This window comes from Solwaraspora sp. WMMA2101, from assembly GCF_049179175.1.
In the GTDB taxonomy this organism is placed as follows: Bacteria; Actinomycetota; Actinomycetes; order Mycobacteriales; family Micromonosporaceae; genus Micromonospora_E.
In genome coordinates this window covers 5,611,890-5,631,051 of record NZ_JBMHMA010000006.1, presented here as the reverse complement: position 1 = coordinate 5,631,051, position 19,162 = coordinate 5,611,890, and the positions used below count along the sequence as shown (strand labels likewise).

The following is a 19,162-nucleotide window of genomic DNA, read 5'->3' as shown; positions in this document are numbered from 1 at the left end:
GGCAGTGTGGCAGGCCACACGCTGACTGGTCGCAGGCGGGCGGACCTGTGCGAGCATGGATCTCGTGACTTCGACGTGGGTTGAGCCGTCCAGCACCGCGACCGCCCTGTTGCTGCTCGGCCGGGGTGCCGATCCGGCGACCGAGCGCGGCGTGGAGTGTCCCGGTGACCTGCCGGCACCGAGCGATCCGGGCCTGGTCGCCCGGGCCAGCGCCGCCAAGGCGGCGCTGGGTGACCGGGTCTTCGTCCTCGGGCACCACTACCAGCGTGACGAGGTGATCCAGTTCGCCGACGTGACCGGCGACTCGTTCAAGCTGGCCCGGGAGGCCGCCGCCCGGCCGTCGGCGGAGTTCATCGTGTTCTGCGGTGTGCACTTCATGGCCGAAAGCGCCGACATCCTGACCAGCGACGCCCAGCGGGTGGTCCTGCCGGACCTGGCCGCCGGCTGTTCGATGGCGGACATGGCGGTGCTGGGTCAGGTGGAGACCGCCTGGGAGGCGCTCGCCGACGCGGGTGCGGCGACCTCGACGGTGCCGGTGACATACATGAACTCCTCGGCGGACATCAAGGGGTTCGTCGGGCGCAACGGCGGCGTGGTCTGCACCTCGTCCAACGCCAAGCGGGCGCTGACCTGGGCGTTCGAGCGTGGCCAGCGGGTGCTGTTCCTGCCGGACCAGCACCTGGGCCGCAACACGGCGGTGCTGGAGATGGGCCTGGATGCCGACGACTGTGTGCTCTACGACCCGCACAAGCCCGGCGGTGGGCTGACCGCGCAGCAGCTGCGCGAGGCGAAGATGGTGCTGTGGCGGGGGCACTGCTCGGTGCACGGTCGGTTCACCCGCAGCAGCGTCGACGAGGTACGGATGCGGGTGCCCGGGGTGAACGTGCTGGTCCACCCGGAGTGCCGCTACGAGGTGGTCACCGCGGCCGATCAGGTCGGCTCGACGGAGTACATCATCCGGACCATCGAGGCGGCACCGGCCGGTTCGGCGTGGGCGGTGGGCACCGAGCTGAATCTGGTCCGCCGGCTGGCGCTGGCCCACCCGGACAAGGAGATCATGTTCCTGGACCGGGCGGTCTGCTACTGCTCGACGATGAACCGGATCGACCTGCCGCACCTGGTGTGGGCACTGGAAGAGCTCGTCGCCGGTCGGGTGCCGAACCAGATCACGGTCGAGGAGCGGACGGCACACTTCGCCCGGGTCGCCCTGGATCAGATGTTGGCGCTGCCCTGATCGGATGCGCGACACCACAATTCAGTCACCGTACGTAATGTAGAACCTACATTTACGTACCGTCGTTCCCGAATTCGTGCCAATCGCAGCGCTTGCGGGATCCCACTCTCATCACAGAGCGCTATGCTGCCCCAGGCGACGAACGGGCAACGCGGATCTTCGATGCCCGTGGTTTCGCCCACCGCCGGCCGGGACACATTTCTCCCCGCATCGCCGGGCAACCGCTCCACCCCATACGACGGCAGCATCGACGCGCTGGAGGTTTCGTTGACCGACGACGTCCTGATCGTGCATGGCGGCACTCCGCTGCACGGACAGATCCGGGTCCGAGGTGCCAAGAATCTCGTCTCCAAGGCGATGGTGGCCGCCCTGCTCGGTGACGAGCCGAGCCGGCTGTACGACGTACCGCGGATCCGCGACGTCGAGGTCGTGCGCGGTCTGCTCGAACTGCACGGAGTCAAGGTCAGCGACGGCGCCGAGGACGGCGAACTGCTGCTGGACCCGGCAAACGTGGAGAGCGCCTCGTTCGACCAGATCAACGTGCACGCCGGATCCAGCCGGATCCCGATCCTGTTCTGTGGTCCGCTGCTGCACCGGCTCGGCCACGCCTTCATCCCGGACCTCGGCGGCTGCCACATCGGCCCGCGCCCGATCGACTTCCACATGCAGGCGCTGCGCGAGTTCGGCGCGGTCGTCGAGAAGACCCCGCAGGGGCTGCACCTGACCGCCCCGAACGGGCTGCACGGCACCAAGTTCGAGCTGCCGTACCCGAGTGTCGGCGCCACCGAGCAGGTGCTGTTGACCGCGGTGCTCGCCGACGGCGTCACCGAGCTGCGCAACGCCGCCGTCGAGCCGGAGATCATCGACCTGATCTGCGTCATGCAGAAGATGGGCGCGATCATCAAGGTGCACACCGACCGGGTCATCGAGATCCACGGTGTCCCCCGGCTCGGCGGCTACTCGCACCGGCCGATCCCGGACCGGATCGAGGCGGCGAGCTGGGCGGCGGCGGCGCTGGCCACCGGCGGCGACGTCAACGTGCTCGGTGCCCAGCAGGCCGACATGATGACCTTCCTGAACGTCTTCCGCTCGGTCGGCGGCGCCTACGAGGTCACCGACGCCCGGCCGCCCCGGGTCGGCAGCACCGGCCAGGAGGGTGGCATCCGCTTCTGGCACCCCGGCAACGAGCTGCGGGCGGTCGCCCTCGAGACCGACGTGCACCCCGGATTCATGACCGACTGGCAGCAGCCGCTGGTCGTCGCGCTGACCCAGGCGCGGGGGCTGTCGATCGTCCACGAGACGGTGTACGAGCAGCGGCTGGGCTACACCGAGGCGCTCAACACGATGGGCGCGACGATCCAGGTCTACCGGGAGTGCCTGGGCGGTACCCCGTGCCGGTTCGGTCGGCGCAACTTCAAGCACTCGGCGGTCATCGCCGGCCCGAGCAAGCTGCACGCCGCGGACCTGGTCATCCCGGATCTGCGGGCCGGGTTCAGCCATCTGATCGCCGCACTCGCCGCCGAGGGCACCTCGCGGGTGTACGGCGTCGACCTGATCAACCGCGGGTACGAGGACTTCGAGGCGAAGTTGGCCGATCTCGGCGCCCACGTCGAACGCCCCTGAATCCCCAACGATCTTGCGCTTATCGAGAGACATTCACGACAAATCTTCTCGATAAGCGCAAGATCGTCGGAGCAGGGTGCCGGCCGTACGGGTGCGAGGTGCGGCTGACGCCCCTGGTTGGCTACCCTTCACGCGTGCCGTCGCTGTTTCGCCGCAAAGCCGCCGCCGATGTCGTGGAAGCCGACCGACCGGAGGACGACCTCCCCACGCCTGAGGAGTCCGGCTCGGACCGCCCCCGGGGCTACACGCCGAGCAAGAAGGAGCTCGGGGTGGTCACCCCGAAGCGTCCGGCCGCCGGCCGACGGCCGGCCGGGGACGCGAAGCCGCTGACCAAGCAGGAGGCCCGTGAGCAACGGCGGGCCCGGCGGGCGGCGATCTCCGAGGAGTTCCGGCGGGAGGGTGGCCCCCGCGACCGCGCCCCCGAACGGGGACTCGCCCGCGACGTGGTCGATTCCCGCCGTACCGTCGGCACCTGGTTCTTCGGTGGCGCGCTGCTGGTGCTGATCGGTTCGGGACCGACCATGCCGCCGGTGGTGCAGTTGGGCTCGAACCTGCTCTGGGTGACCCTGGCGCTGGCCGTCGTCGTCGACTCGGTGCTGATCTCCCGCCGGATCCGCAAGCTGGTCCGGCAACGGTTCCCGAAGTCGACGGAGCGGATGGGTGGCCTGTACTTCTACGCCATCATGCGGGCGATGACGTTCCGCCGGATGCGCACCCCGGTGCCCCGGGTGCAGCTCGGCGACAAGATCTGACGACGACCCGGTCCGCCGGGCACGGCCCGGCTCACGGCACGCCGAGCAGCCGCAGCACCGCCGTGGTCGCGGCGGCAGCCACCACCACCAGGATGAACGGCGCGCGTCGGCATGCCAGGACCACCCCGACCAGCACACCGACGGGGCGGGCGTAACCGGCGAATCCGGCGGACTCGGTCAGCGCGGCGGTCGCGGCGAGCGCCGCCAGCAGGGTCGCCGCCGCGATCGGCAGCAGCCGGCGCAGCGGGGCGGGCAGCGTCAGCCGGTCGGCCAGCAGGACGCCGGTCACCCGGAAGGCGTACGTGCCGACGGCCAGCGCCAGCACGACGGCGAGCACCGTCATCGGACCTCCTGCGGTGGGGCCGGGCGGCGACGGCGACCGGGTAGGGCGAGCGTCACCAGACCGACGAGGGCGAGCAGGACCGGCAGGCCGGCGGGCAGCACCGGGGTGGTGAGTACGGCGACACCGGCACCGACCAGCGCACACCGCCGTACGGTCGGTTCCCGCAGCGCCGGCAGCAGCAGGGCGAGCAGGCCGGCCGGGAATGCCGCATCCAGGCCCAGGTCGGCCGGGTCGGCGACGGTGGTGCCGAGCCAGACGCCGAGTACGGTGCCGACGTTCCAACAGAGAAAGATCGCTGGCGCGGTCAGCCAGAAGCTGCGGTGTCGCCGGGCCGGGTCGGGCTCGGCGAGCGTGAACGCGACCGCCTCGTCGGTGAGCAGGTGGCTGCCGACCAGCCGCTGCCACCAGCGCTCCCCGATGACCGGGGCGAGCGCGAGACCGAACGGCAGGTGCCTGGCGTTGAGCAGCAGGCCGGCGGCGACCGCCGCCACTGGGGCGCCGGCGGCGAGCAGGCCGACCGCCATGAACTGCGCCCCGCCGGCGAAGACCAGGACCGACATCGCCACGGCCAGCCAGCCGGGCAGGCCGGCGGCGGTGGCGATCGCGCCGAACGAGGCTCCGACGGCTCCCACCGCAGCCGCCACGGCGGCGATGTCGCGGAGCCGGGTCGGGCCCGCCACCGTTCAGTGATCCGGCTTCATGTTCGGGATGATGAACAGACCGCAACCCGTTCGTCAAACCGAACGCTATCGACCGATGGAGCGTACATGTCCTCCGAGACCTCCCCACTGACGGCGATCCCGCACGCCGTACGCCGGGAACGGGACCGGGCCGGTCTGTCCCTGACCGAACTGGCCCGGCGGGCCGGCATCGCCAAGTCGACGCTGTCGCAACTCGAATCGGGCAGTGGCAATCCCAGCGTGGAGACCGTCTGGTCGCTCGCGGTCGCCCTCGGGATCCCGTTCAGCCGGCTCATCGAGCCGCCCAGCCCGGCGGTGCGGGTCGTCCGGGCCGGCGACGGGCCAGGACTACGCTCCGAACACTCCGACTTCGTCAGCACCCTGCTCTCGGCGGCGGCCGGCACGGTACGACGTGACCTGCACCTGGTCCGTGTCGAGCCCGGCACCGCGAGGGTCGCCACCGCACATCTGCCCGGCAGCGTGGAGCATCTGGTCGTAGCGACCGGACGGCTGCGTACCGGCCCCGTCGACCAGCTGGTCGACCTCGACGTCGGTGACTACGTGAGCTTCACCGCCGACCAGCCACACCTCTACCAGGCGATGACGGCCGGAACCTCCGCCGTGCTGATCATGGAGTACCGGTAGACCGACGACGACCGGAAATCCCACAGCGGAGAACACTGTTTCGATTCAGTCCGGGCGGTTCGGTAGCGTCGACCGAGCCTGCGCGGCTACCCTCCATCCGCAACCATGCTGCCACCGGGCCGGGGGACTCAATCGGGTTGCCACGGTTGCCGAGCGAGTATTGCGACGAGGTGACATCGCCGTGAGCGAGCCACGTGAACCGTTCACAGGGCTCCCGCCTGCCCGGCGACCGGTACGGACCACCGCAGCTCTCGACGGGGTGCGGGCGTGACCGAAGGCTACTTCGACCGCCGCTGGCAGTCCTGGCGTTGGGACGACGACGGTAACCCGGACGACGCTGATCGCGCCGGCGCGGACCGGACCGTCGCCGCCTGGGACGACGACGACCGGTGGGAGGCGATGCGTCGGGCCCGGGACCGTCGTCCCGAGGAGCCGACCTGGGTCACCGACCCCACCAACGAATGGGCTCCGCTGCCCGGTCAGCGCTACCCCGGCGACCCGTCGTCGCGCCGCCGCCCGCGCCGTGACCAGGACCCGCCGCCGCCACCACCGACGGCCGGCGTCGGCCGGGCGACCGTGTACCAGCCGGGCCCCGGCCGTGGTCGGCCGGGTGCCGAGGAGCAGCCCGAGGAGTACCGACGCCGGGAACCAGCCACCCGCCGTCACCCCGACGACGCTTTCCGTCAGCGACCGCACTCCGACGACGTCTTCCATCGGCGACCGCACCCCGACGATGTCTTCCATCAGCGCGGACCGGCCCCGGACCGGTACCGTGGCGCACCACCGCCGGACCGTGGCGCACCACCGCCGGACCGTGGCGCACCACCGCCGGACCAGGGGCAGCGACGGGGGCCAGCGGAGCCGTACACCGCCCGCCGGATCACCGAGCCGGGCCGACGCCCCGAGCCGCAGCCAGGTCGCGAGCCGCCCGCGCGCCCGCCGCACCCCGACGGCCAGCCGCAGCAGTGGGAAAGGCCACGGGAACGTCCAGCGGAGAGCCCACGGCGCGACGACCGTACCCGCAGCCAGCCGGACCCCCGCGCCGAGCAACCCTGGTGGCCGACCCGGCCCGCTGAGGCGGCCGGCCCGCCCGCGCGCCCTGAACCGGCCCGCCCACAGTCGGCCGAGGTCTACCGGGCGATGCCGGCGACCCCGCCACCGCCCGCCCGCCAGACCGCACCGCAGCGACCGTCGGTGCCGCCGCGCGATCAGCTGCCGCCGGCGGCACGGGCGGCCGCCCCGCCGACCGGGCGGGTCGACGGTCCTGAACGCCGCCCCACACCGCCGCCACCGCCGCACCGAACGACGCCGCCCCGCCCCCTGCCCACGGCGCCGGACCAGACCGGGGAGCAGCTGCCCATCCCGGTCTCCGCACCGGCCGGTCCGCCGCCGGAGTTCCGGGTCAGCACGGCCACCGGCGAGCATCCGCAGGTCCGACCGGTACGCCGGGAGCAGGCTGCGGACGCCACCTACGTCGTACGGGCCAAGCCCGAGCCCCGCCATGCTCCCCCGCCGTACATCGTGCGTGACCAGCCGGAACGCGAGGTGCCACCGTCAGCGGTGGTACGCCGTACCGCGCCGACAGCCACGCCGACGTCGGCCCCGCCCGCTGCCGAGGCACCCGTACCCGTGTCCCCGGCACCCCCCGCGCCGGTGTCGGCGGCACCGCCCGTGGCCGAGCAACCGGCACCGCCCGTGCCGGTGTCGGGGGCACCGGCGGATGGCGGCGCGGACGCCGACGACCGCGAACAGGTCGGGCACGAGCCGGCGCGACACCCGGTCGACGCCGACCTCGACGCCGCCGGCACGGCCGGAGCCGACGGACACCGGCCGGTCGATGGACACCGACAGGTCGAGGTCGAACAACCGCCGGGAGAGCCGCCGGCGGCGAGCCCGGACACGGTCCTGCCGGTCACCGGTACGGCGGCCGGGGCCGCCACCGCCCTCGGCGCGCCGACCATGCTGGCACCGCTGGTGCGCCCGGACGAACCGGCCGCCGCCGATGCCACCGACCAGACCCGACCGCCCACCGACCCGCCGGCACCGGCCGAACCCGCCCCGGCCGACCCGGAGCAGGTGCTGTCGGCGTACCGGTGGCGATTCCACCACGAGACCCTGCGGGAGCTGGTGGAGAATCCCGACGATCTGCGGGCGATCCGGGACCGGCTGACGGAGAAGATCGCCCCGGCGACCGACAACGCCACCCGGGCCCGGCTGCTGAGCCTGCGGGCGGTGGTCTCCCGCATCCTCGGCGACCTCGGCAAGGCGCTGGCCGACGCGAAGCTGGCGCTGGCCCACGCGGAAGCCACCGGTGAACTGCGGCGGATCGCGATCGCCCAGGCCCGGCTGGCGCACGTACTGCAGTGGCGTGGCGACTTCGCCGAGGCGGACCGGTTGTTCGAGGAGGCCAACTCGGCCGAACTGCCCGACCGGTTGCGGGCCACCATGCACGAACACGCCGGCCGGTCCTGCTACGACCAGGGCCGCTACATGGAGGCGTGCAACCATTTCGAACGGGCGTTGGAGCTGCGCAAGGTCGAGGACCCGGACCTCATCGCCCGCACCGAACTGGCGTTGGACGCGGTCTTCGCCAAGGTCGCCGAGAATGGCTGGGGGCCGTATCCACGCCAGCGTGACGAGATCCTCCAGCTGCACCGGGCGCCCCGGCCGACCTTCAGCGACCAGGCCCAGTGCTGGGGGTACGCCGACGCCGACGGTCAGCTGGTGATCGCCCCCGCCTTCGCCGACGTGCAGCCGTTCCACGAGGGTGTCGCCTGGGTACGCCGCCCCGAGTCCCGGTTCTGGGAGCTGATCGACGAGTCCGGAGCGGTCCGGATCGCCCAGACCGCCGGGTACATCAGTGTCGGCTCGTACTCCGACGGGCTCGCCTGGGTGACCGCCGACGGCACCGGCAGCTGGATCGCGATCGACCGGGACAACACCGTGGTGATCGGGGCCGGGTTCGACGACGTGCGGCCGTTCCGTCGAGGTGTGGCGGTGGTCCGCCGGGGCGGCTGGGGCGCGGTCGACAAGACCGGCCGGCTGCTGCTGCCCACCCGGTACGGCGGATTCCCGACCGCCTTGACCGACGGCCGGTACATCGACGGATTCACCGACGAGGGCCTGGCGATCATCGACGCCGGCGGGCGCAAGGGGGTGGTCGACCGGTCCGGACGGGTGATCGTGCCGCCGGTACATCCGGCGATGGCGATCCATCCGGTGGCGTTCCTCGTCGCGGTGCCCAGCGGCCGGTGGGGGGCGTTGGACCGGCGCGGTGAGCCGCTCATCGACCCGGTGCATCCGAGCCGGACGGCCGTGATGGACGAGATCGACCGGCTGTTGGCGGACACCAAACCGGTGCTGTGACGTGCGTCGCCCGGTAACCGGACAACCGGTCCGCCGCCGGCACCGCGAGATCGATTTACCGCTGTACGCGAGGCAGAGCGTGCAGCCGGAACGCGAACCGACGACTAGGGTTGGGCCATGGAATTCCGACACCTAGGCCGCTCCGGCATGCTCGTCAGCGAGATCTCCTACGGAAACTGGATCACCCACGGATCGCAGGTGGAGGAAGAGGCCGCCCACGCCTGCGTACGGGCCGCGCTGGACGTGGGCATCACCACCTTCGACACCGCGGACACGTACGCCGGCACCAAGGCCGAGGAGGTGCTCGGCCGGGCCCTGCGCGGTGAGCGGCGCGAAGGCCTGGAGATCCTCACCAAGGTCTTCTGGCCGACCGGCCCCGGCCCCAACGACCGGGGGCTGTCCCGCAAGCACATCATGGAGTCGATCAACGGCTCGCTGCGCCGGCTGCAGACCGACTACGTGGACCTTTACCAGGCGCACCGCTTCGACCACGCCACCCCGTTGGAGGAGACGATGGAGGCGTTCGCCGACGTCGTGCACTCCGGCAAGGCGCACTACATCGGGGTGTCGGAGTGGAACGCCTCGCAGATCCGGCAGGGCCACGCGCTGGCCCGCGAGCTGAAGATCCCGCTGGTGTCGAACCAGCCGCAGTACTCGATGCTGTGGCGGGTGATCGAGGCGGAGGTGGTGCCGGCCAGCGAGGAGCTCGGCCTCGGGCAGATCGTCTTCTCGCCGCTCGGTCAGGGGGTGCTGACCGGCAAGTACCAGCCGGGGCAGCCGCCACCGGCCGGTTCCCGGGCCACCGACCAGTCCGGCGGTGCCACGTTCATCTCCCGGTTCATGACCGACCAGACGCTGAGCACCGTGGCGCGGCTCAAGCCGCTGGCCGAGCAGGCCGGCCTGACGATGGCGCAGCTGGCCGTCGCCTGGGTGCTGCAGAACCCGAACGTCTCGTCGGCGATCATCGGTGCGACCCGCCCCGAGCAGGTGCGGGACAACGTCAAGGCCAGCGGCGTCCAGCTGGACAGCGGCCTACTCAAGGCCATCGACGAGGTGCTGGACCCGATCGTCGAGCGGGACCCGGGCAAGACGGTGAGCCCGGCCAGTCGGCCGTGACGGTACGGCAGTGACGTGGAGCGGGGCCGGTCGGGCCAGCAGGCCGGCCCGGCCCCGCTCCACGTCGACCACCGGGGCAGGAAGTCCCGGGGTCAGGTCACTGGGTGGCCGGCAGCAGGCTCATCCGGTACTCCGACCGGTCGTCCTCCAGCAGCTCGACGGAGGCGACTCCCGCCGCCGCCAGTTCCCGCCAGGTCTGGCCGATCCAGGACTCGGCGTCGGCCTGGGTGCCGAACGTCTCGGCAGGTCCCTGCGCGGGCTGGCCGTCCGCGTCCTCGTACCGCCAACTCCATGGCATCTCGCTGCTCCCCTCGGCGATGGACGCCCGTAAGCCTAGCCGCGACCGCTGACATGCGGCCGTACCGGTGATGTGGCCCCACGCCGTGACCGCCCGGCCGCCACCCGCCCGGCTGGTCGCGGTGAGGGGCGCGCGCCGTAAGGTACGGGCATGTCCGTTGACGGGTGGAAGTCCGTGCTGGTGCTCGGTGGAATCCGGTCCGGCAAGTCCGGGTACGCCGAGTCCCTGGTCGCCGACACACCGGCGGTGCGGTACGTGGCCACCGGTGCGGTGGACCCGGCCGACCCCGAGTGGCTCGCCCGGGTCGAGGCGCACCGGGACCGCCGGCCGTCGCGGTGGAGCACCGACGAGGTCGCCGGGCACCCGGCCCGCCTGATCGAGGTGATCGGTGCGGCACGGGCGGACGAGACACTGCTCGTCGACGACCTTGGCGGCTGGGTCACCGGGTTGCTCGACCCGGCACATCAACCGGCCGACGATCGGGCCACCATCGACGAGCTGGCCGCTGCGGTCCGGGCGAGCGCCGGGCGACTGGTGCTGGTCAGCCCCGAGGTCGGGTTGGCGTTGGTGCCGGCGACGCCGGTGGGGCGGGCTTTCGCCGATGCGCTCGGGGTGACCAACCAGGCGGTGGCCGGGGTCTGCGACACGGTGGTCCTGGTCGTCGCCGGCCAGCCGGTGCGGATCCGGTCGGCCGCGCGGGTCGTCCCTGCCGGGACCGTCCCCGCCGCGACGGTCGAGAGGCCCGCTGACACACCCGCCGAGCCCGCCACCGTCGTCGCCGGGCCAGCCGAGCCCGCCACGGCCGCTCCCGGGCCAGCCGAGCCCGCCACGGCCGCTGCCGAGCCCGCCGCCACCCGTGCCACCCTCGCGCCGCCACCGATCACGCCGGGCATGACGCTGCCGATGCCGGCCGAACGGGTCCGCACCGCCGCTGTCGAACGCCTGGACACCCTGGACCAGCCCGGTGCCGGGTTCGGCGGGCTGGCACGGGTGATCGGCTTCGCCGCCGCCACCCAGGACACCCCGACGCCCCGACCGTGGGAATCCGTACGCGTGGTGCTGGTGCACGGCGACCACGACGGCGGGGTCGCCGCCGGTGACAGCCCGCAGGAGTCGGCCCGCCGCGCCGACCAGGCCCGCAGCGGCGACGGCGCACTCGCCCGGCTGGCCGCCGCCGCCGGCGCCGACGTCACGGTGGTGGACGCGCCGGTCGCCGGTCCGATCGAGGCCGGCCCGGCGCTGACCGCCGACGAGGTCGAGGCGGCGCTGACCGCCGGCTGGACCGTGGCCCGGCAGGCCGCCGACGCCGGAGTGTCGGCGATCCTGCTCGCCGCCTGCGGTGCCGGCGCGGCCGGTGCCGCCGCCGCCGTGCTCGCCGCCACGACGGGGGCGGAACCGGCGGCGGTCCTGGGCCGGGTCGTCGGACCCGGCGCCCGGATCGACGACGCCGCGTGGATGTCACGGTGCGCGGCGGTCCGCGACGCGCTGCACCGCACCCGCCGGGGCACCCGGGGCGCCCACGACGTGCTGGCCGAGTACGGCGGCGGCGACATCGCCCTGGCCACCGGGCTGCTGCTCGGCGCGACCGCGCACCGGATCCCGGTCCTGTTGGACGGGCCGGTCGGGGTGGCCGCCGCGCTGGTCAGCCGGGACCTGGCCGGTCAGGCGCGGCACTGGTGTCTGCTGCCCGACCACGGCCGGCATCCGACCGTCCGGCACGCCGCCGACGTTCTCGGGCTGACCCCGGTCGTCGACCTGCATCTCGATCTCGGCGAAGGCACCGGAGCGTTGGCCGCGCTGCCGCTACTGCGCAACGCGCTCACCCTCGCCGGTGACCTCAGCGGGCATCCAGGGGTCGGTGACGACGACGCCGACCTCGACGAGGATGGCGACAGCGGCGACGACACGTTCGAGGTCACCCCGTTCGTGGAGCCGGAACCGGCCGGTCCGGGGCCGACGGACGGCGTACCGACCCGGTGACCGACGGCCGGTCGGCCGGGGTGCCGCACCGGGTGGCCGCCGGGGTCCGGCTGGCTGTGACCACCTTCACCGTGTTGCCGATGCGGCCCGGACCGGTGGACCGGCCGACGGCCACGGTCGCGATGGCCGTCGCGCCGGTGCTCGGCCTCGGGCTGGGCGCAGGTCTCGGGCTGGCCCTGGTCGCGCTGTCGGCCGCCGGGCTCCCGGCACTGGTCGCGGCCACGGTGGTGACCGGGCTCGCCGCCGCGTCGACCCGGGGCCTGCATCTGGACGGACTCGCCGACACGGTCGACGCGCTCGGCTCGCACCGCCCACCCGCCGGCGCGTTGGAGATCATGCGCCGGCCGGACATCGGCCCCTTCGGGGTGGTCGCGCTGGTCGTGACGCTCCTGACGCAGACCGGTGTGCTCGCGGCCGTCGCGGTGGACCGCGGCTGGCCGGCGGTGCTGGCCACCGTCGCCACCGCCGTCGCGGCTGGCCGGCTCGCGGTGACCTGGGCCTGCCGGCACGGGGTGCCGGCGGCGCGGCCGGACGGGCTCGGCGCGCTGGTCGCCGGCACCCAGGGACGGCCGACCGTCGGGGCCGGGACGCTGCTCGTGCTGGCCGTCGCCACGTTCGCCGTACCCGGCCGGCCCTGGCAGGGGCCGCTGGCGGTACTCGCGGCACTGCTGGTGTGGCTGGTGCTGACGCGGCACCTGGTACGCCGGTTCGGCGGAATCACCGGTGACGGGCTCGGTGCCGGAGTGGAGATCACCACCACGGTCGGCTACCTGGGCATGGTGACCGGTGGGTAGTCCGGCCGTGGCCGGCGGCCCGGCGGAGTAGCGTTCACCTGTCCAGTTCCGCACCACACCAGCGACGTACGACCCCGGGGAGCGTTGATGGCCAGCTCGGACGACCTGTTGCTGCCGGTCCCGGTGCCGGAGTCACTCACCGCCACCTACCTGGTCCCGGTGCCCCCGGGCGCGACGGCACCACCGGCCCCGGCGGCCCTCGACCGGCTCGGGGACCGGCTGACCCCACCGGTGGGCGAGCTCGCCCGGCAACTGCTCGGCGGACCGCTGCTGAGCGTGCAGTCCCGGGCCGTCGACGAGCTGCCCGACCTGCCGTCGGAGCTGCTGGCCGCGTTCGGTGCCACCGGCGGGCAGCTGGCCCGGCTGCGCGACGCACAGCGGTGTCTCGTGGTGCAGGCCAGTTTCCGGCCCGGCTGGCCGCCGGCGCACGAGTGGGGCGCGCGGGCGGTCGCCGCAGCGCTGGCCGACGCGCTCCAGGTCGACCTGATCGACCTGTTCGGCCTGCAGTTTCTGACCCCGGCGGACGCGGTGCGGTCACTGCCTGACGCCGACGGCCGGATCCGGTTGGTCGACTGGGTCCTGGTCCCCTACTCCCCGGACGAGGGCGGACTCTGGTTCACCACCAAGGGGTTGCGCCGGTTCGGTCTGTTGGAGTTGCAGGCGCAGCAGGTGCCGTCCCGGTACGTCCGCGCCTGGGGCGCGATCATGACCGGGGTCGGCCGGCGGCTACTGCGGATCTGGACCGAGGCACTCAGCGAGCCGGAGCCGCCGGCGTTCGTCCAGTTGCCGGTGCACCTGCCGGTGACCGGACACGACATCGCGGTCGCGTACGGCAACCAGGACCGGCACGATTCGGCGGGCTCGGCGCTGCTGCGGATCGCCCTGGATCCGTCGACCGATCCCGACGCCGACTCGTTTCTCACGCTCGGGCCGCCGCAGCACGCCGACGAGCAGGACCCGGCAGCCTACTTCGCCCGGATCTGCGGCGAGCTGTTCGGTGCCGGCCAGCCCGAGATCCACTACGCACGTCCCAGCGACGCGATGGCCAGGGCGGTCGCGTCGGCCCGCCGTTCGCTCGGCGAGATCCGCGCCCGGTTCCTGGCCGACGCCCTGCCCGCCGGGGGCCGGCTGCTGATCAAGTACGGGCTGGCCGCCGCCGACGGTCACGAGTACGTCTGGGCGGGCGTCACCGGCTGGCCCAGCCCTGGTCGGATCGTCGCCGCCAGCACCGTCGACGCCGTCAGCGACCCGTCGGTACGGGTGGGCAGCCCGGTCGAGGTCGACGCCGCCGACGTGGTCGACTGGGCGCTGCTCGACGGCGCCCGGATGGTCGAGGGTGGTTGGACCGAGGCGGTGCTGGACTCCGGCGACGGCACCGGCGGCGTCGGCCGACGCTGACCGGCCCGACGCTGACCGGCCCAACCCTGACGGGCGACGGGTCAGCGTACCGACGAGGTGACGAACGGCGGCGTGACCACCTCCATCGGTGCCCGCCGCCCACGAACGTCGACCTGGACCTCGACCCCGGCGGCGCTCACCGCCGCCGTGTCCAGCAGCGCCAACCCGATACCGACCTTGCCGGTCGGGGAGAACGTGCCGCTGGTCACCTCACCGATCGGTACGTCGTCGCGCAGCACCGGCATTCCCGGCCGGGGGATCGCCCGCTGCGTCGCGCGCAGGCCCCACAGCAGCCGGGCCGGCCCGGCCTGCTTCTCCGCCAGCAGCGCCGCCCGGCCCCAGAACTGTGGCTTGCGCCAACCGACCGCCCAGCCCAGCCGCGCCTGGACCGGGGTGATCCCCACGGTCAGGTCCTGGCCGTGCAGGGCGTACCCCATCTCGGTGCGCAGCGTGTCGCGGGCGGCCAGGCCGCAGGCACGCACCGGCACCGGGGCGTCGGCCGCCAGTACCGCGTCCCACACCTGCCCGGCCTGCGCCACCGGCACCACCAGTTCGTAGCCGTGCTCACCGGTGTACCCGGTCCGGCAGACCACCACCTCGGCGCCGGCGAGCCGGCCGGTGACGAAACTCATGTACGCGTGCCCGGTCGGCAACCCCAGCCCGGCCAGCAGGTCGGCACTGGCTGGACCCTGCACCGCGAGAACGGCGTGGTCGGTGTGTTCGTCGGTGACGGCGATCCCGCCGGGGGCGGCGGCCCGCAGCCGGTCGACCACGGTGGCGGTGTTCGCCGCGTTGGGGATCAGGAAAACGTGGTCGTCGGCGTACCGGTAGGCGATGATGTCGTCGACGACACCGCCGGTGTCCTCGTCGCAGCAGAGGGTGTACTGGGCCGCCCCGGCCGTGATCCGGTCGAGGTCGTTGCTCAGGCACGCGTTGACGAAGGTGACCGCGTCCGGGCCGGTGATCCGGGCCTTGCCGAGGTGCGACACGTCGAACAGACCGACCGCGCCGCGGACCGACTCATGCTCCCGCAGCACGCCACCACCGGCGTACTCCAGTGGCATCTGCCAGCCGCCGAACTCCGCGAACTTCGCGCCGAGGGCGACGTGCCGGTCATGCAGGGGTGACCGGCGCGGGGTGCCGCCGCCAGTCAAGGTCAGCTCGGTCATAGGTCGCAACTTACCGGCGGCCCCGGCGGTGGTTAGCATCGGCGGGACATCACCCCGTCCGGCGATCATGTGGCGCCGGAGACCGACCCGCCGGCCGCTCACAAAGCGGCCGGCCCTGCCGCCGGAGACGCCGAGTGACATCATCCACCACCACCCTGGACCTGGTCGACACCGATCCCGCCGAGCTGGCCGTCGACGCGCTCGTCATCGGCGTACACAGTCAGGACCGGTCCGACGCCGACCAGGGCGATCCTGCGGCGGGCCCCGCCCTGCTGCTGGCGACCGGGGCGGAGAGCATCGCCGTCGCCTTCGAGGGCCGGCTGACGCAGACCCTCGCGCTGCTCGGGGCGACCGGCGCGGCCGGTGAAGTGATCAAACTCGCCACGCTCGGCACCGTCGGTCCGCCGCTACTGGTCGCGGTCGGGCTCGGTCCGGAGCCGGCCGGGGCGGCGCCGGCCGCCGAGACGCTGCGGCGGGCGGCCGCGGCAGCGGTCCGGGCGCTCGCCGGCACCTCGCGGGTGGCCCTGGCCCTGCCGGTGCCCGACGACGCCGACGGGCCGGTGGCGTTGCGTGCGGTCGCCGAGGGTGCCCTGCTGGGCAGCTACCGGTTCGCCGGCTACAAGACGGGGCCGCAGCCGGGCAGGCGGGCCCCGGTGGCGTCGGTGGTGGTGCACGTGACGGACGCCGGCGACGCGGCGGCACAGGCCGAGGTGGCCCGGGCTAGGGCCGTGACGGCTGCCGTGGTCGCGTGCCGGGACTGGGTCAACGCCGCACCCAACGAGCTACGGCCTCCGCAGTTCGCCGATTCGGTCCGGGCGGCGGCCGACGCCGCCGGGCTCGCCGTGGAGGTCCTCGACGAGCAGGCACTGGCCGACGGCGGGTACGGCGGCATCCTGGCCGTCGGTAGTGGTTCCGCCGCCGCGCCCCGGCTGGTGGTGCTCTCCTACACGCCGCCGGGCGGTGCCGGGCCGGACGCGCCCCGGGTGGCGCTGGTCGGCAAGGGCATCACCTTCGACACCGGTGGAGTGTCGATCAAACCCGCCCAGGGCATGTGGGAGATGAAGTCGGACATGGCCGGCGCGGCGGCGGTCGGTGCGGCGATGCTGGCGATCGCGGCGCTGCGGCCCTCGGTCGCGGTCACCGCCTATCTGCCGATGGCGGAGAACATGCCTTCGGGTACGGCGTACCGGCCCGGCGACGTGGTCACCATGTTCGACGGCAAGCGGGTGGAGGTGCTCAACACCGATGCCGAGGGCCGCATGGTGCTCGCCGACGCGATGGCCCGGGCCTGCGCCGACGGTTGCGACTACCTGCTGGAGACGTCGACGCTGACCGGCGGTCAGGTGGTGGCGCTCGGCAAGCGGATCGCCGGGGTGATGGGCAGCACCGAGCTGTGCGAGCGGGTGCGGGCCGGCGGTGAGGTCACCGGTGAGCCGATGTGGCCGATGCCGCTGCCCGACGACGTCCGCAAGGGCATGGAGTCGGACGTCGCCGACATCTGCCAGGTGAACTCGTCGATGGACCGGGCCGGCCACATGCTGCAGGGCGGGGTGTTCCTGCGGGAGTTCGTCACCGACGGGGTGGCCTGGGCGCACCTGGACGTGGCCGGGCCGGCGTACCACTCCGGGGAGCCGACCGGTTACTGGAGCAAGGGTGGCACCGGTGTACCGGTGCGGACGCTGGTGCAGGTGGTGGAGGACATCGCGGCGAACGGCTGAGGGCGGGCGGGGCGCGGACCGGCGGGTCGGTCCGCGCCTTGCCGCGCTCAACCCCGCCTGCCGCGCTCAACCCCGGTCGGCGCGCCCGGCGCGTTTACGCCGCTCGTTGAAGTCGCGCATCCGCTGCGGGTAGCCGACCAGCGCCACGTCGTAGATCGGGATCGCCATCTTGTGGGCGAACCGGCGGGCGGCCTCGGGGCCGTCGACCCGGCGGCGGGTCCACTCGCCGTCGTGGGCGATGAGCATCACGGTCGTCTCGGTCACCGTGGTACGCGGCTCGATGAACGCCTCCACACCCCGGCGGCTGCGGATGAACTCCTCGAGATGGCCGAGGTCGGCACGGTTCGCCGGCCGTCCTCCCGGCGCCTGACTCGACTGCTTGCGCCGACGGAACCACGCCACCGGTGATCGCCTCCCCAACTGTCGTGCGGCCCCGGGGTCAGGTGCCGCGACACCGTCGGCGACCGATCGTGCACATCGACCGACACGGCAAGCCTACGTTGCGGCCACGTGTCCTTGGGCACCTCGTTGAGCGTTCAGACACTACAAGTGACAAGATGGCCGGGGAAAGTCTGCCCGTTCCATGGGACGACGAATGGGACGGCCCTCCTGTGCAGCGACGCGACCTGGGAGTGAACTGTGAGTGAGCCGAACGGCGGGACCTTCGACCTGGTCATCCTCGGCGGCGGTAGTGGCGGCTACGCGGCGGCCCTGCGGGCCGTACAGCTCGACCTGTCCGTAGCGCTGATCGAGAAGGACAAGGTCGGCGGCACCTGCCTGCACCGTGGCTGCATTCCCACGAAGGCGCTGCTGCACGCCGCCGAGGTGGCCGACACCGCGCGGGAGTCGGAGCAGTTCGGGGTCAAGGCCGACCTGGTCGGCATCGACATGGCCGGCGTGAACAGCTACAAGGACGGCGTGGTCGGGCGGCTGTACAAGGGCCTCCAGGGCATGATCAAGTCTTCGAAGATCACCTACGTGGCGGGCACCGGCCGGTTGGTCGGGCCGGACACCGTCGAGGTCGACGGGGCCCGGTACACCGGTCGCAACGTGATCCTGGCCACCGGCTCCTACTCCCGTACCCTGCCCGGCGTCGAGGTCGACGGCGAGCGGATCCTCACCAGTGAGCACGCCCTGGAGCTGGACCGGGTGCCGACATCGGCGATCGTGCTCGGCGGCGGGGTGATCGGGGTCGAGTTCGCCAGCGTCTGGCGCTCCTTCGGCGTGGACGTGACCATCGTCGAGGCGCTCCCCCGGCTGGTCGCGGCCGAGGACGAGGAGTCGTCGAAGGCGCTGGAGCGGGCGTTCCGCAAGCGTGGCATCGCCTTCAAGACCGGCAAGCCGTTCGAGAAGGTCGAACGCACCGAGTCCGGGGTCCGGGTGACCATCGCCGGTGGCGAGACCCTGGAGGCGGAGCTGCTGCTGGTCGCGGTCGGTCGCGGCCCGGTGACGGCCGACCTCGGGTACGAGCAGCAGGGTCTGAAGATGGACCGTGGCTTCGTGCCGACCGACGAGCGGCTGCGGACCAACCTGCCGAACGTCTACGCCGTCGGTGACATCGTGCCAGGGCTGCAGCTCGCCCACCGCGGGTTCCAGCAGGGCATCTTCGTCGCCGAGGAGATCGCCGGACGCAACCCGGCGGTCATCGACGAGAATGGCATTCCCCGGGTCACCTACTCGGACCCGGAGCTCGCGTCGGTCGGCCTGACCGAGGCGAAGGCCAAGGAGCAGTACGGGGCTGACAAGATCAAGACGTACAACTACAACCTCGGCGGCAACGGCAAGAGCCAGATCCTCAAGACCACCGGTTTCGTCAAGCTGGTCCGGGTCGTCGACGGCCCTGTCGTCGGCCTGCACCTGGTGGGCGCCCGGGTCGGCGAGCTGATCGGCGAGGCGCAGCTGATCTACAACTGGGAGGCCGACCCGGCCGACGTCGCACCACTGGTGCACGCCCACCCGACCCAGGGCGAGGCTCTCGGCGAGGCCCACCTGGCCCTGGCCGGCAAGCCGCTGCACGCCCACGCCTGACTAGAGGAGTCTTGTAGA

At 72.9% G+C, this 19,162-nt stretch carries 16 protein-coding genes; 11 read left to right on the top strand and 5 right to left on the bottom strand.

Annotated elements, in window-relative coordinates:
• Positions 1–64: 64 nt before the first annotated feature.
• The 3 genes from nadA to ACN28F_RS26625 all read left to right on the top strand — a co-directional run bounded on the left by nadA (position 65) and on the right by ACN28F_RS26625 (position 3,609).
• The gene (gene nadA / locus ACN28F_RS26635) at positions 65–1,234 is read left to right on the top strand and encodes a quinolinate synthase NadA (protein ID WP_421360213.1); all 1,170 of its coding nucleotides are present in this window, start codon (positions 65–67) and stop codon (positions 1,232–1,234) included.
• 267 nt (positions 1,235–1,501) lie between these two features.
• Positions 1,502–2,857 (top strand): UDP-N-acetylglucosamine 1-carboxyvinyltransferase, encoded by a 1,356-nt coding sequence (gene murA / locus ACN28F_RS26630; protein WP_348775158.1) that lies wholly within the window; start codon positions 1,502–1,504, stop codon positions 2,855–2,857.
• 173 nt (positions 2,858–3,030) lie between these two features.
• Positions 3,031–3,609, top strand: coding sequence for a DUF3043 domain-containing protein (locus ACN28F_RS26625; protein WP_421361525.1), 579 nt, complete (start codon positions 3,031–3,033; stop codon positions 3,607–3,609).
• A 31-nt stretch (positions 3,610–3,640) separates the two neighbouring features.
• On the opposite strand, the gene ACN28F_RS26620 is transcribed toward ACN28F_RS26625, so the two are convergent.
• Together ACN28F_RS26620 and ACN28F_RS26615 are read right to left on the bottom strand one after the other, a co-directional pair.
• Positions 3,641–3,952 (bottom strand): AzlD domain-containing protein, encoded by a 312-nt coding sequence (locus ACN28F_RS26620; protein ID WP_421360212.1) that lies wholly within the window; start codon positions 3,950–3,952, stop codon positions 3,641–3,643.
• Positions 3,949–4,632, bottom strand: a complete 684-nt coding sequence (locus ACN28F_RS26615; protein ID WP_289210577.1) for an AzlC family ABC transporter permease — start codon at positions 4,630–4,632, stop codon at positions 3,949–3,951. The genes ACN28F_RS26620 and ACN28F_RS26615 overlap by 4 nt, the downstream gene beginning before the upstream one ends.
• 87 nt (positions 4,633–4,719) lie before the next feature.
• Between ACN28F_RS26615 and ACN28F_RS26610 the strand changes: the two genes are divergently transcribed.
• From ACN28F_RS26610 to ACN28F_RS26600, 3 genes are all read left to right on the top strand, one after another.
• Entirely contained in the window at positions 4,720–5,277 is a 558-nt protein-coding gene (locus tag ACN28F_RS26610) for a helix-turn-helix domain-containing protein (protein WP_421360210.1), read from the top strand.
• 267 nt (positions 5,278–5,544) lie between these two features.
• Complete coding sequence (locus ACN28F_RS26605) at positions 5,545–8,643, top strand: WG repeat-containing protein (RefSeq protein WP_421360208.1); 3,099 nt, start codon at positions 5,545–5,547, stop codon at positions 8,641–8,643.
• A 117-nt stretch (positions 8,644–8,760) separates the two neighbouring features.
• Positions 8,761–9,759: an aldo/keto reductase family protein gene (locus tag ACN28F_RS26600; protein ID WP_282228385.1), complete on the top strand. Its 999-nt coding sequence runs from the start codon at positions 8,761–8,763 to the stop codon at positions 9,757–9,759.
• Between the two features lie 97 nt (positions 9,760–9,856).
• On the opposite strand, the gene ACN28F_RS26595 is transcribed toward ACN28F_RS26600, so the two are convergent.
• The gene (locus tag ACN28F_RS26595) at positions 9,857–10,057 is read right to left on the bottom strand and encodes a hypothetical protein (RefSeq protein WP_282228386.1); all 201 of its coding nucleotides are present in this window, start codon (positions 10,055–10,057) and stop codon (positions 9,857–9,859) included.
• Between the two features lie 150 nt (positions 10,058–10,207).
• Here ACN28F_RS26595 and ACN28F_RS26590 point away from each other — a divergent pair, with 150 nt between their 5' ends.
• From ACN28F_RS26590 to ACN28F_RS26580, 3 genes are all read left to right on the top strand, one after another.
• Entirely contained in the window at positions 10,208–12,037 is a 1,830-nt protein-coding gene (locus tag ACN28F_RS26590; RefSeq protein WP_421360206.1) for a bifunctional adenosylcobinamide kinase/adenosylcobinamide-phosphate guanylyltransferase, read from the top strand.
• Positions 12,034–12,831, top strand: coding sequence for an adenosylcobinamide-GDP ribazoletransferase (locus ACN28F_RS26585; protein WP_421360205.1), 798 nt, complete (start codon positions 12,034–12,036; stop codon positions 12,829–12,831). Before ACN28F_RS26590 ends, ACN28F_RS26585 begins: the two co-directional genes overlap by 4 nt.
• Positions 12,832–12,918: 87 nt before the next feature.
• A complete protein-coding gene (locus ACN28F_RS26580) occupies positions 12,919–14,229 on the top strand; it encodes a DUF2314 domain-containing protein (RefSeq protein WP_289210572.1) in 1,311 nt (436 codons plus the stop codon).
• Positions 14,230–14,270: 41 nt separating this feature from the next.
• Here ACN28F_RS26580 and gcvT read toward each other — a convergent pair whose 3' ends face one another.
• Positions 14,271–15,398, bottom strand: coding sequence for a glycine cleavage system aminomethyltransferase GcvT (gcvT, locus tag ACN28F_RS26575; protein ID WP_289210571.1), 1,128 nt, complete (start codon positions 15,396–15,398; stop codon positions 14,271–14,273).
• A 134-nt stretch (positions 15,399–15,532) separates the two neighbouring features.
• Between gcvT and ACN28F_RS26570 the strand changes: the two genes are divergently transcribed.
• Positions 15,533–17,116 (top strand): leucyl aminopeptidase, encoded by a 1,584-nt coding sequence (locus ACN28F_RS26570; protein WP_421360202.1) that lies wholly within the window; start codon positions 15,533–15,535, stop codon positions 17,114–17,116.
• Between the two features lie 66 nt (positions 17,117–17,182).
• Here the strand turns inward: ACN28F_RS26570 and ACN28F_RS26565 are convergent, their stop codons facing one another.
• Positions 17,183–17,518, bottom strand: coding sequence for a hypothetical protein (locus ACN28F_RS26565; RefSeq protein WP_289210569.1), 336 nt, complete (start codon positions 17,516–17,518; stop codon positions 17,183–17,185).
• A gap of 237 nt (positions 17,519–17,755) precedes the next feature.
• On the opposite strand from ACN28F_RS26565, the gene lpdA reads away from it, so the two are divergent.
• Positions 17,756–19,144 carry a dihydrolipoyl dehydrogenase gene (gene lpdA, locus ACN28F_RS26560; RefSeq protein WP_289210568.1) on the top strand — a complete coding sequence of 463 codons (1,389 nt, stop codon included), beginning with the start codon at positions 17,756–17,758 and terminating at the stop codon, positions 19,142–19,144.
• Positions 19,145–19,162: the final 18 nt, after the last annotated feature.